The sequence below is a fragment of the Rhizobium sp. RAF36 genome, from assembly GCF_052114105.1.
In the GTDB taxonomy this organism is placed as follows: Bacteria; Pseudomonadota; Alphaproteobacteria; order Rhizobiales; family Rhizobiaceae; genus Rhizobium.
On sequence record NZ_JBFREC010000008.1, the window covers coordinates 33,295 to 46,559 of the forward strand.

The following is a 13,265-nucleotide window of genomic DNA, read 5'->3' on the forward strand; positions in this document are numbered from 1 at the left end:
GATATCGCCGACCTGCACGGATTGCACCATGACCGTTACGCGCCCGATGCCCGAAGAAGCGGGCATCCTCAAGTTCCTGGAGATCTGCAGCAGCGTCTATTCCGACGATGCGGTATCGCAATCGATTGAGGCGCAACGGGCGCAATATGATGCGCTTTGCGCCCGCTTCAGCCCACCGATTCCAGATGGACTGACATTTGCCGACAGCATCATTCGGGGCGTCCCGACGCGGCGCTATCGACCGTCGAAGGTGACGACGCCGACGCTGCTTCTTTACCTGCATGGCGGCGGCTTCGTCGTTGGCTCGCTGGAAAGCCACCATGCCATTTGCGCCGAGATTGCCGAATTCGCTGGCGCCGAACTCGTCGCTGTCGATTACCGGCTGGCCCCCGAGTACCTGTGGCCGGCGCAGACCGATGATGGTTTCGCGGTGCTTTCGGCACTTGCAGAAAGCGGACAGCGGATCGTGCTGATCGGCGATAGTGCGGGCGGAAATCTGGCCGCGGGTCTGGCCATTCGCACAACGCAGGCGGGCGTTTCCGGCATTGCAGGCCAGGTTCTGATCTATCCGGCTCTCGGCGGCGATCTTTCCAAGGGCTCTTATATCGAGATGGCCGAAGCACCCGGGCTGACCACTGCCGATGTCGCCTATTACCGCGAGGTCCTGCGGGCGCCGCAGGATGATCCCGTTGCCGCGCCGCTGAACAGCGCCTCGGTAAAGGGCCTGCCGCCTGTTTTCATCACCGCCGCCGCTTTCGATCCGCTGCGTGACGATGCCCGGAACTATGCAGCGCGGCTGGCAAAATCCGGCGTCGAGGTCTGGTTCCGCGAGGAGCCACAGATGGTGCATGCCTGGCTGCGCGCCCGCCACATGAGCGAGGGCGCGCGAGCCGGATTTCGCGCCGTTTGCGAAGCAGTGCGCCGTTTCGTAAATAGCTGAGGCTTACATCAGGTCGCGGGGAATGCGCATTTCGGCAAATACCTTCTCGAAGACCTGAACATCTCCTTCATAGGCGGTCACCACGGCGCTGATGACCCAGTCGCTGGCGGTGCAGCCAATCTTTGCGGTCGAGACCGTCCGCACGAACCAGCCTAGGCGGCGCATGTCACAGGTCCAGGTGGATGTGCCGGTCATCGATAGCGGATCGCCCGGCGTGATCGACCAGGTTTCTTCGCGCAACTGCCGCGTCGAGAGCCCGGTATCCAGATGTTCGAAAAGGCCGGTATCCTCATGGATCCGGTATTCGGTCCGATTGGCCGAGAGATCGCGCAAAACCTGCCGCTTTGTCACTGACGGCGCGTGCTCGATATATTCCGGCAGCGGATCGGGGTTCTCGGGCTCGGGAATACTGATCTGGCTGTGATCGCCGAGCGACGGCAGCCCCAAGCCAATTGAAGCGATGTCAATCTCGACACCGAGATCGTCGGGTGGCGGCAGGATCATCGGCCAATAGGCAGTCGAGATCGCCAGACGGATCCGGTGGCCCTTGCGGAAGCGATAGCCGCAGGCATCCAGCTGTAGCCGGATGGACACCGTTTCACCCGGGACCAGCGGCTGCGGATCCGCGTTGCCATTACGATGGGTCAGATTGATGACGCCGAAGGCGACGCGTGTCGCTGTACCGTCGGGGTGAACGTCGACGAGACGGGCGCAAAGATTGCCGGTCTGGGCGTTCGGGCGCAGCGATAGCGTCAGCACCGGGCGGCCGAGATAGTCGTGATCCGATCCGAGAGGCACCGTGTCGAAGATGAGCGAGCCGGCATCGTCGGAGCGCTGATCCAGCGCCATTTCGGCGTCCGGTTTCAGCGTGAAGTATTCACCTGAAGACGTCCCAGTATCGAGTGGCGAGCGAAGATAGACGCTATGTTCCGGAGCCTGCGGGGTCGGCATGCCCTCGGTGAGCTTGCCGAACTGCTCGACATAGAAGCACTGCATTTCGGGTGCGGTCCAGACATCCTTCGCCACCCAGAAGCCGGGATCGAAATCGCGCGGCGGGGCAGGGCGGATGGCGTCGAGAATGTAGGCGCGGGTCTGCGGCAGCCTGTCGATGCCGTTGTCGTCGCCGCGCAACCACTTGTTCCACCAAGCGATCGCCTCGCTGTGGAAATCCGTGCGTGGTTTCGGCCAGGCGAAATGTGGATATTTATGCACCCAGGGTCCGACAAGCGCCTTGGCCTTCTCGCCGAGCCCTTCGACTGCCATCAGTGGCGTGTTGCGATATCCATCCGCCCATCCGGCAAGCACGAGGGCCGGGATTTCGACATTGCCGAAATTCTCGGAGATCGAGCCATGCTGCCAGAATTCGTCGCGGCGCTGATGCGTCAGCCACTCTTCCATGAAGAATGGTTCGTGCTCGAGGCGCTCCAGCCACATCGCCTTCCAGCGGTCGCCGACCAATTCAGGATCGGGTGAGCGGGACTGATAGCCGAGCATGGTGGCTGCCCAGGAAAGTTGGGCCGAGAGATGGCAGCCGTTCTTGTAGTGGATATCGTCATTGTAGCGATCGACGGTCGAGGCGATCGAGATCACGGCTTTCAAGGCAGCCGGGCGAAGGGCTGCGACCTGCAGGCTGTTGAAGCCGCCCCAGGAGATACCCATCATGCCGACCGAGCCGTTCGACCACGGCTGGGCGGCGATCCAGGCAATCAGCTCGCAGGCATTGGCAAGCTCGAGCTCTGTATATTCGCCATCGATGACGCCATCGGATTCGCCGGAGCCGCGGATATCGACGCGCACGCCGGCGATGCCTGCGGCGGCAAACACCGGATAGGTCGACTCGTCACGCAGGCAGGTTCCGTCGCGCTTGCGGTAGGGCAGGAATTCGAAGACGGCCGGAACCGGATCGCTCTCGGCGCCATCAGGCATCCAGATGCGGGCGGCAAGCCGCGTCCCGTCCTCAAGCGTAATCCATTGGTTTTCGATGGTGGTGAAGCCGCGGTCGGTCATGCCTTTTCCTCGATGCACTCTTGTGAGACGAGGCGGCTTGCGCCGCCCCGCGCCTATTCAGTTGCCGGCACTTTCCATGCGCCGCGTGGCAAGAACCCGCTCCAGCCAGCCGATCTCCATCTCCGGCACGGATTTGAGCAGCAGGTCGGTATAGTCGTCGAAGGGCGGCGCGAGCGCTTTCGACTTCGGCCCGAACCTGACAAGCTTGCCACGATGCATCACCGCCACGCTGTCGGCGATCGCCCGGACGATAGCGATATCGTGCGTGATGAAGACATAGGAGAGCTGCTCCTCCTCCTGCAGCCGCAGCAGCAGCTTCAGGATCCCCTCCGCCACCAGCGGGTCGAGTGCCGAGGTCGGTTCGTCGCAGAGGATGAGCTCGGGCTTTGCCGCCAGCGCCCGGGCGATCGCCACACGTTGCTTCTGCCCACCGGAGAGCTCGGCCGGGTAGCGATCGATGAAGCCGTTGCCCATTTCGATCTGATCGAGCAGCTCCTTCACCCGCGCCGTCTTCTTGGCGCCGCGCAGCCCATAGTAGAAGGTGAGGGGACGGCCGATGATATCACGAACGGTCTGGCGCGGGTTCATTGCCGTGTCGGCCATCTGATAGATCAGCTGGATGCGACGGAGATCGTCATTCGAGCGCTTCTTCAGATCCGGCGTCAGCGGCTTGCCGTCGAAGATCACGCGGCCTTGGTTCGGCGGCAGCAGGCCGGTGATGACGCGCGCGAGCGTCGATTTTCCGGAACCGGATTCGCCGACGACCGCCAGTGTCTGGCCCTTCGGCACGTGTAGAGAAACGTCGTGCAGCACCTTGAAACCGTTGGAATATTCGGCGCTGACATTCTCGACCTTTAGCAGCGTCCCCGATTGATCTGGCGCCTCCTCGCGCGCGGCCTGCCGGACATTCACCAGCGCCCGCGTGTAGTCCTGCTGCGGTTGCTCGATGATCTGCTGCACGCTGCCATACTCAACCGTCTTGCCGTGCCGGAGAACCATGATGTCATCGGATATCTGCGCAACGACGGCGAGGTCGTGGGTGATGTAGAGGGCCGCCGTATGCGTCTCCTCGATCGCATGCTTGATGGCGGCGAGCACGTCGATCTGCGTTGTGACGTCTAGCGCCGTCGTCGGTTCGTCAAAGACGATCAGTGACGGATTGGAGCAGAGCGCCATGGCGGTCATGGCGCGCTGCAGCTGGCCGCCGGAGACCTGATGCGGAAAGCGGTCGCCGAAGCTTTCCGGGTTTGGCAGGCCAAGCACCTGGAAGAGGTAGAGTGCCCGCTTGCGCGCCTCGTCCTTTGTCATCAGCCCGTGCTTGACGGAAGCCTCGATCACCTGATCGCCGAGCTTGTGGGCCGGATTGAAGGCGGCCGCCGCCGACTGCGCCACGTAGCAAACACGCGCACCGCGGATCTGCCGGATGCCGCCCTTGCCGAGCGGCAGGATGTCCTTGCCCTCGAGCAACACCTCGCCGCCGGTGATCTCGGCGCCGCCGCGGCCATAGGCCAGCGCCGACAGGCCGATGGTCGATTTGCCGGCGCCGGATTCGCCGATCAGGCCGAGCACCTTGCCCTTTTGCAGGTCGAAGGAAACGCCATCGACGATCGTCACCCGTTTCGGCGGCTCGCCGGGCGGATAGCTGGTGGCCTCGATCTTCAGATTGCGAACGGAAAGAAGCTCAGGCATCGCCGCGCCCTCCCTTGAGGCTGGATGTGCGTTTCAAAAGCCAATCGACGACGAGATTGACGCAGACGGCAAGAGCGGCGATCGCCGTTCCCGGAACGAGTGCTGCCGAAATGCCGAAGATGATGCCGTCCTTGTTGTCCTTCACCATGCCGCCCCAGTCTGCTGCCGGCGGCTGGATGCCGAGGCCGAGGAAGGAGAGGGTGGAGAGAAACAGGATGGAGAAGGCGAAGCGCAGGCCGAATTCGGCCAAAAGCGGGGTCAGCGTGTTCGGCAGTATCTCGCGGAAGATGATCCACGCCTTGCCCTCGCCACGCAGTTTGGCGGCCTCGACGAATTCCATGACGGCGACATCGAGCGCCACGGCGCGGCCGAGGCGGTAGACGCGGGTGGAATCGAGGATCGCCATGACGAGGATCAGGATGATGATGTTTTGCGGCAGGACCGCCAGAACGACGAGCGCAAAGATCAGCGTCGGGATCGACATCATCAGGTCGTTGAAACGCGAGAACACCGTATCGATGATGCCGCGTGACACAGCTGCCGTGAAACTCAGCAGGATGCCGAGCGAAAACGAGATCAGCGTTGCGCCGAGCGCCACGAAGAGCGTCGTGCGGGCGCCGTAGATCAGCCGCGAAAGAATATCGCGGCCGAGATTGTCGAGGCCGAAGAAATACTGGCTGTCGGCCACCTGCCAGACATTGCCGACCACTTCGGTCTCGCCGTAAGGGGCAATCCAGGGCGCGAAGATTGCGAAGATGAAGGCGATGACGATACCGGTCATGCCGAGCCAGGCGGTGATGGGGATATCTCTCAATCTCATCGCGGGTGCCTCAATCTTGGATTGGCGACGATGGCCAGGATGTCGGCGATCATGTTGAGGAAGATGTAGACAGCCGCGAAGATCAGGCCGCAGGCCTGGACGACAGGCATGTCGCGCACCGTCACCGCATCCACCATGTACTGGCCCATGCCGGGATAGACGAAGACCACCTCGACGACGACGACGCCGACGACGAGATAGGCGAGGTTGAGCGCCACGACATTGATGATCGGCGCCAGCGCGTTGGGCGCCGCATGCTTGACGATCGAGCGGAAGGCGCTGAGGCCCTTGAGTTCCGCCGTCTCCATATAGGCCGAAGACATGACAGAGAGGATCGCCGCCCGCGTCATCCGCATCATGTGGGCGAGGACGACGAGAACCAGTGTTGCCGTCGGCAGCGCGATCGCCTGCAGCCGCTCGGCAAAGCCCATGCTGTCATAGACAGTCGCCGGAAAGGTCGCGACACCGAGCTTGACGGCGAAGACGAGGATCAGCAGGTATCCGATGAAAAATTCCGGCAGCGAGATCGCCGCCAGTGAGATCACATTGATGATCTTGTCGGGCATGCGGTTTCGGAAATGCACCGAGAACATGCCGAGCGCGACGGCCAGCGGGACCGAGATTAATGCGGCGAAACCGGCAAGAAACAGCGAGTTCCCGAGACGTTTGCCGATCTGCTCGCTGACCGAGTTCTTGCTGGCCCAGGACGTACCGAAGTCACCCTGCACGGCATTGCCGAGCCATTCGAAATAGCGCGTCGTCACTGGCCGGTCGAGGCCGAGATCCTGGCGGATGTTGGCGACCGCCTGCGGCGTTGCCGACTGGCCGAGATAGGTGGTAGCGAAATCGCCGGGCAGGGCTTCCAGCCCGCCGAAGATCAGCACCGACACCGCAAGCAGCAGGATGAGCGAGAGCACGAAGCGCTCGATGATGAGTGCAAGCAGCGGAAAACGCTGCCTGAACCTCAGGCCCGGCAAAGGACTGCCGGTCGATGAACTGGACATGGCGAAAGCCTCGCGCTGAAACGTCAGGGGGACCGCAAGGGATATCCTTGCGGTCCTGGTTCAGTCAGAGATGGCGGGGAAGCCCCCGGCCGTCAGGCATCAAGCCAGACGCGAGTGGCGACGTAGCCGTTCGACATGTCGTTGCCGATATCGTGGACATAGCCCTTCACCTGCTTGGAGCAGGCGTTCACGAAATCGTTGAACATCGGCAGGATCAGGCCGCCTTCGTCGCGCACCATCATCGCCATGGTGCGGTACATGTCCTTGCGCTTGGTCTCGTCGAGTTCCGAGCGTGCTTCAAGGAGCAGCTTGTCGAAGTCGGGACGCTTGAAGCGGGTGTCGTTCCAGTCGGCCGTCGAGAGATAGGCCGTGGAATACATCTGGTCTTGCGTCGGGCGTCCGCCCCAGTAGGAGGTCGAGAAGGGCTGGACGTTCCAGACGTTGGTCCAATAGCCGTCACCCGGCTCGCGCTTGACCTCGATCTCGATGCCGGCCTTCTTGCAGCTTTCCTGATAGAGAACCGCCGCATCGACGCCGCCCGGGAACGCGACTTCGGAGGTGCGCAGCAGAACCGAGCCGCTGTGGCCGGACTTCTTGTAGTGGAAGGCCGCCTTGTCGGGATCGTAGGCGCGCTGCTCGATGCCTTCTGGGAAGAGGGCATAGGTGTTGTTGATCGGGAAGTCGTTGCCGACCTTGCCGTAGCCGCCGAGGATCTTCTTGACCATGGTTTCGCGGTCCATGGCGTATTTCAGCGCGAGGCGAAGGTCGTTGTTGTCGAACGGCGCCTTGTCGCAATGCATGATGAAGACATAGTGGCCACGGCCCGAGGTCGAGAGAATCTCGACGGTCGGCGCGCGCTTCAAGAGATCGACGGTCTTCGGATCGACTCGGTTGATATAGTGCACCTGGCCGGAGGAGAGCGCTGCGATACGGGCAGTCGCATCGTTCATGCCGATGATTTCGATGGAATCGACATAGCCGCGATCCGAGCGCCAGTCGTCGGCGTTCTTCTCAAAGGTAGCGCGGACGCCTGGCTCGAAGCTCGCCAGCTTGTAGGGACCGGTACCGATCGAGGCGAGCGGATCGTCATTGCCGCCATTCGGCTGGATGACCAGGTGATAGTCCGTCAGCAGCAGCGGCATGTCCGCATTGCCTTCGGTCAGCGTCAGCACGAGGTTGCCGCCGTCGGCCTTGATATCCTTGATCGAGCCGAGAACGCCCAGCGCGCCCGATTCCGACTTTTTGTCGGTATGGCGCTTCAGGGTGGCGACGACGTCGTCGATCGTCAGTTCCTTGCCGTTGTGGAATTTCACGCCCTTGCGGATCTTGAAGGTCCAGGTGGCGGCGTCCTTCGACGGTTCCCAGGATTCGGCCAGCGACGGAACGGCGGCACCGGTCAGCGGATCGGATTCCACCAGCATGTCGCCCCAGCAGCGGCCGACGCAGAACATGAATTGCGAGAGAAACTTCGCCGGGTCTTTCGAGTCGGTGGCAGCGCCGCCTTCGAGGCCGAGCTTCAGGTGGCCGCCGCGCTTCGGTTCGGCGGCTTCGGCGCTTTCGGTGAAGAGCTTGTCGGCGACTGCGAGCGTGAGGCCGGCAGCCATGGCGCGTCCCAGAAATTCACGGCGGTTCAACCCGCCTGCGGTGACGCGGCTTGCAAGATATTTCGTGTAGTCGTTCATTCCCCTGTTCCTTCTTGTCATGATTTAAGAATTGGCAAGTGGACCGCAGAACCGGTTTCCTCTCCGGTGCCAGATCCATATTCGTTCGGGAAAACGTCGCGGTTGGTGCCGCCTTATCTTCCTTTCTCGGTTCGAAGATTGCGCGTGAGCGGAGGCGCCAGCTTGATGGCGCGGCGATCGGGAATGCCGGGAGTTCTTATTGTCCGGCCTGTTTCCTGAAGATCGGAATGATGGGTAAGGATGGCGCCCGCGATGGCGAGACGACAGCGTGCCACATGCACTTTCGCCGCGGCGGAAGGCGGGGAGGTCAGCAGCTCAAAGGCGGTAAAGCTACGTCCGTTCAACCTACGCTACCTCCGCTCTTGCGGCGACGCGGCCCGTCAGGACTGCCTCTGCCTCTGATATGAGTGAGATTGAATTAAGGGCTGTTTTGGACAGTAGGGGGGCGGGTGTAGCGACATGATCTGCATCGTATGCGACATAACGAGCATATGCCCGCGCCAAGGGCGGTTCTGCATTGATGAGGGCAGGAGACATTTCGCGCCTCCGCCGAGAAAGCCACCCGGCAGATAAGGATGCAACCCCATCTCTCTGGTTGTATTGGTTGATCTCTTCGCTGCCACGCCCTCCCGATCCCGCCAGCCCGCAAGGTAATGCCTTGCGGGATACGCTATCGGAAAGGGGAGTTGGCAGGCAGATCATTGCTCACCCCTGTTTCTTCTGGCCGACATGGCGTCCAACGCCATCCGGGGCGGGAAGGGCGGCGTGTGCCCCGGCGATCGCTTTCGCCTCGGCCAGGATTTCCGGCGGCGCCGAAACCGCCTTTCCGGCCTTGGAATCCACATGCAGCAGCATCTGCTCGGCGGTTGCCAGCACCTCCCCATTCGCTGCATCGCAGATGCTGTGGAAGACGTGCAGCCTCTTGTCGTCGACCGAGAGCAGCTGGCAGGTCGAATAGATCGCCTGACCAAGCTTCGCTTCGCCGAGATGCCGGATATGGGTCTCGACGGTGTAGTAGCTGTGTCCGGCCTCGACATAGGCGAGACCGGCGCCGATCAGCCGCAGCAGCGCGTCCGTCGTATCGCCGAAGACCTGCAGGTAGCGATGCTCGGTCATGTGGCCGTTGTAATCGACCCAGGCGGGGCTGACCTTGGTATCAACAAGCCGAAGTGGAGCCGAAGTCTTCGCTTGTTCGGCCGGCTTGGCGGCAGCCCAGAGCGAATGCTCGAAATCCTTGAGCAGCTTGCCCGCGCCCCAGCCCTTGCCGCCGTCGCCGGCCTTCAGCGCCTGGAAGATACCGGCCAGGTTCTCATCGCGGATCCGTTCGAGCTCGCGGATCGAAAGATCGCCTGCCTGCTCATCCGACTGCTGGCCGATCTTTTCGACCAGTGCGTCGTCGAGATCGACGACATCCGTCAGCTTGGTCCAGGGCCACTGCAGGCAGGGGCCGAACTGTGCCAGGAAATGGCGCATCCCGGCTTCACCACCGGCGATCCGATAGGTCTGGAATAGACCCATCTGCGCCCAGCGCAGGCCGAAAGAATAGCGGATCACGTCGTCGAGCGTCTCGACGGTGCAGATATCGTCCTGGATCAACCAGAGCGCCTCGCGCCACAGCGCTTCCAGCAGACGATCGCCGACGAAGGCCTCGATCTCCTTGGCGATATGCACGCCCTTCATGCCGATCGGCGGCAGCTTTTCCATCGCCGCCTTGATCGTTGCATGGCTGGTCTTCTCGCCGCCGACGATCTCGACCAGCGGCAGCAGGTAGACCGGGTTGTAGGGATGGGCGACGAACAGGCGATCGGGAAATTGCATGTCGCGCTGCAGATCAGTCGGCAGCAGACCGGAGGTCGACGAACCGATCAGCGCATCGGGGCGGCAGGCGCCGTCGATCTGAGTCAGCACGCCGCGCTTCAGATCGAGCCGTTCGGGGACGCTTTCCTGGATCCAGTCGGCATCGACAACAGCTTCCTCCAGTGTCTTGCAAAAGGTAAGCTTGCCGCGCGTAGGCAGGGGGGCGCCTGTCAGCATCGCATAGGCGCGCTCGGCATTGGCGATCACTTCGCCGACGATGCGCTGCGCTTCCGGATGCGGGTCGAAGACATCGACATCGATCCCGGCCAGCAGGAAGCGGGCGATCCATCCGCCACCAATGACGCCGCCGCCAACACAGGCTGCCTTGTTGATCTTGATCATGCAGCCCTCAACGCTTCGTCAGCTTCAGTTTTTCACGCACGGCCGCAGGGCCGATGATGCGCGCGCCCATGCCCTCCACCACCTGCACGGCCTTTTCGACCAGCTGCGCATTGGTGGCGAGCATGCCTTTTCCGGCATAGAGATTGTCTTCGAGGCCGACACGGACATTGCCGCCCGCGAGCACCGCCGCCGCCGGATAGGCCATGGCATTACGGCCGATCGAGAAGGCCGAGAAGGTCCAGCTCTTGGGCACGTTATTGACCATCGCCATGAAGGTATTGAGATCATCCGGCGCGCCCCAGGGAATGCCCATGCAGAGCTGGATCAGCACCGGATCCTCGATCAGGCCTTCTTCGGCTAGCTGCTTGGCAAACCAGAGATGACCGGTGTCGAAGGCCTCGATCTCAGGGCGGACGCCGAGATCGGTCATCTTCTTCGCCATCGCCCGCAGCATCGCCGGCGTGTTGGTCATGACGTAATCGCCGAGGCTGAAATTCATCGTGCCGCAGTCGAGCGTGCAGATCTCCGGCAGGCATTCGGCGATATGGCTGACGCGTTCGGTGGCGCCGGCCATGTCGGTGCCCGCGGGATTGAGCGGCAGCGGGCGTTCGACATCACCAAAAATCAAGTCGCCACCCATGCCGGCCGTCAGGTTCAGCACGACGTCGATATCGGCGGAGCGGATGCGGTCCGTCACTTCGCGGTAGAGATCGTTGCGGCGGCTTGCAGCCCCCGTCTCGGGATCGCGGACGTGACAGTGAACAACGGCCGCCCCAGCCTTGGCGGCGTCGATCGCGGAATCCGCGATCTGCTTGGGAGTAATGGGAACGTGGCTGGATTTCGAAACCGTGTCACCGGCGCCGGTGACGGCACAGGTGATGAAGACATCGCGGTTCATCGCAAGAGGCATCGTGTTCTCCCTCGTATTGACCCCATTACGCGGCAAGATACAGCCACATGCTTTGCAGAAACGGAATTGATTGATACAGTTTCGGCAATCTGGAGAGACCATGCTCAGCCCCTCGAACGACCGCCTCGATCTCGATCTTCTCGTCCTGCCGGAGACGAACCTGATCCTGCTCGCCTCGGTGATCGAGCCGATGCGCGGCGCAAACCGTATCGCCGGCAGCGAGCTCTACCGCTGGCGGCTTTTGACGCCTGATGGCGCGCCTGTCTTGACGACGAGCGGCATTCCGGTGCCTGCGGCGGGGGCTTTCAGCACTGCGCGAGAGGATGCGCCGCTCTTCGTTCTGGCGAGTTACAATTGGCGCCGGAGCGCAACGGCGGCGCTGAAGATGCAGCTCTCACAGGCAGCGCGCCATCGCAGTGTCATTGCCGGAATCGAATCCGGCACATGGTTATTGGCCGAATCCAGCCTTCTCGACCGCCTGACGGCAACGATCCACTGGGAGGATTTCGAGGATTTTTTGCTGGCCTATCCGCAGGTCAAGGCAGTCAAGGACCGCTTCGTCATCGACGGAAAGCGGCTCACCACGGCGGGGCCGCTCCCGACCGTTGATCTGATGCTGGAGATCATCCGCCAGCGGCAGGGCTATTCGCTGGCACTCGAGGTCAGCCGCCTTTTCAGCTACGAACAGATATCCTTCCACAACGAAAGCCAACTTTCACCCTCCGCCGCGGGCTTGAGCATGCGCGATCCGCGCGTGGCGTCAGCCGTGCGGTTGATGGAGGAGCACATCGAGCAGCCTGTCATGCTGAGCCGTATCGCCAAACGCGTCGGCGTCAGCGCCCGCCACTTGCAGGGATTGTTTCAGGAGAGCATCGGCGCGCCGCCACATGTGCATTATCTGGCGTTGCGGCTGAATGCGGCGCGGCGGAAAGTCATCGAGACCAAGGCATCCTTCGCCGATATCGCCGCTGCGACCGGCTTCAACTCCGCCTCCGCCTTTGCCCGCAGCTATCGCGCCAGCTTCTCCGAAAGCCCATCTGACACCCGGCGAAGGCTGCGCCGCCCCATTACGCCAGTGCCTGATACCCGATCGGCTTGAACGCCTCACGAACCATTTCCGCGAGTTCGCGGACAGCTTCGGTTGAATGATAAGGATTGCGGCGCAGAACGACACGCGAAGAATCGACCGGCGGAAAGCCGTCATCTGCCGTGAGTTCGCGGCAACCGGGCGGGATATTGCTCCGCGACAGCGTCGTTACTGCGAGGCCCGCAGAGGCTGCGTTTTTCAATCCCGAGCTCGTGTCGGCGACAAAAGCGACGCGGTATTTCCGTCCTTGCAGATCGAGCGAGCGAAAGGCGAAGTCCCGCGACCATGTGGAATTCCGGTAGGTCGCAATAGGCAGGGGATCGAGATCCTGCAGCCGGTGCACCATGGAGGTGACCCACACCGTTGGATCGACGCAGAGAACCTCGCCCGGAGACTGGTTGTTCCAGTCGAAGACCACAGCGAGATCGAGCTCGTCCCGCTCGAGCGCGGCGAGATTCCGCGCCGTGTAATCGCAGGAAACCGTAACCTCGACAGCCGGATGCCGGACGGCAAAGGCGGAAAGCGCCGCCGGCAGCACCGTCTGGCTGTATTCCTCGGGAATGCCGATGCGGACCGGCCCATCCAGCGGCTTGGTGCGGATCGTCGCCGCCGCTTCGTCCAGCAGGTCGATGACGCGCCGCGCATAGGGCAGAAGCTGCAATCCCCAGCGGGTCGGGACAACGCCGCGGGCCCCGCGCTCGAAGAGACTTTCGCCGATGGTTTCCTCGAGTTTCTTGATCTGCGCGCTGACCGCGGACTGCGTTCGCCCGATCGCCTGCGCCGCTGCCGAGAAATTCGACGTCTCGACGACGACGAGGAAGGTCCGGAGCAGATCGCTTTCGATGGGTTGCCGCATGATAGAGCCACAAAAAAATCAGATGGCAGTCATCTCAACTATTCGTTTGCCTGATGTCAAGAATGAGAGCA

General features: G+C 62.2%; 10 protein-coding genes. 2 read left to right on the forward strand and 8 right to left on the reverse strand.

Going from position 1 to position 13,265, the window contains the following annotated elements; genetic code table 11:
* Positions 1 to 28 precede the first annotated feature (28 nt).
* Positions 29 to 940 carry an alpha/beta hydrolase gene (locus tag AB4Z25_RS23505; RefSeq protein ID WP_442209389.1) on the forward strand — a complete coding sequence of 304 codons (912 nt, stop codon included), beginning with the start codon at positions 29 to 31 and terminating at the stop codon, positions 938 to 940.
* Positions 941 to 943: 3 nt separating this feature from the next.
* Here AB4Z25_RS23505 and AB4Z25_RS23510 read toward each other — a convergent pair whose 3' ends face one another.
* The 7 genes from AB4Z25_RS23510 to AB4Z25_RS23540 form a co-directional block, all read right to left on the reverse strand.
* Positions 944 to 2,947, reverse strand: a complete 2,004-nt coding sequence (locus tag AB4Z25_RS23510) for a CocE/NonD family hydrolase (protein WP_442209391.1) — start codon at positions 2,945 to 2,947, stop codon at positions 944 to 946.
* Between the two features lie 57 nt (positions 2,948 to 3,004).
* On the reverse strand, positions 3,005 to 4,636 hold the full coding sequence (locus tag AB4Z25_RS23515) for an ABC transporter ATP-binding protein (protein WP_442209392.1): 1,632 nt from the start codon (positions 4,634 to 4,636) through the stop codon (positions 3,005 to 3,007).
* Positions 4,629 to 5,456, reverse strand: coding sequence for an ABC transporter permease (locus AB4Z25_RS23520; protein WP_442209394.1), 828 nt, complete (start codon positions 5,454 to 5,456; stop codon positions 4,629 to 4,631). Before AB4Z25_RS23520 ends, AB4Z25_RS23515 begins: the two co-directional genes overlap by 8 nt.
* The gene (locus AB4Z25_RS23525; protein ID WP_112514925.1) at positions 5,453 to 6,460 is read right to left on the reverse strand and encodes an ABC transporter permease; all 1,008 of its coding nucleotides are present in this window, start codon (positions 6,458 to 6,460) and stop codon (positions 5,453 to 5,455) included. The genes AB4Z25_RS23520 and AB4Z25_RS23525 overlap by 4 nt, the downstream gene beginning before the upstream one ends.
* 92 nt (positions 6,461 to 6,552) lie before the next feature.
* Positions 6,553 to 8,142: an ABC transporter substrate-binding protein gene (locus tag AB4Z25_RS23530; protein ID WP_112388202.1), complete on the reverse strand. Its 1,590-nt coding sequence runs from the start codon at positions 8,140 to 8,142 to the stop codon at positions 6,553 to 6,555.
* A gap of 705 nt (positions 8,143 to 8,847) precedes the next feature.
* Positions 8,848 to 10,341, reverse strand: a complete 1,494-nt coding sequence (locus AB4Z25_RS23535) for a carnitine 3-dehydrogenase (RefSeq protein ID WP_442209396.1) — start codon at positions 10,339 to 10,341, stop codon at positions 8,848 to 8,850.
* Positions 10,342 to 10,348: 7 nt separating this feature from the next.
* On the reverse strand, positions 10,349 to 11,251 hold the full coding sequence (locus AB4Z25_RS23540) for a 3-keto-5-aminohexanoate cleavage protein (protein WP_442209397.1): 903 nt from the start codon (positions 11,249 to 11,251) through the stop codon (positions 10,349 to 10,351).
* A gap of 100 nt (positions 11,252 to 11,351) precedes the next feature.
* Here AB4Z25_RS23540 and AB4Z25_RS23545 point away from each other — a divergent pair, with 100 nt between their 5' ends.
* Entirely contained in the window at positions 11,352 to 12,350 is a 999-nt protein-coding gene (locus AB4Z25_RS23545) for a GlxA family transcriptional regulator (protein WP_442209399.1), read from the forward strand.
* Here AB4Z25_RS23545 and AB4Z25_RS23550 read toward each other — a convergent pair.
* Positions 12,319 to 13,194, reverse strand: coding sequence for a LysR substrate-binding domain-containing protein (locus AB4Z25_RS23550; RefSeq protein ID WP_112388197.1), 876 nt, complete (start codon positions 13,192 to 13,194; stop codon positions 12,319 to 12,321). The genes AB4Z25_RS23545 and AB4Z25_RS23550 overlap by 32 nt on opposite strands.
* Positions 13,195 to 13,265 lie beyond the last annotated feature (71 nt).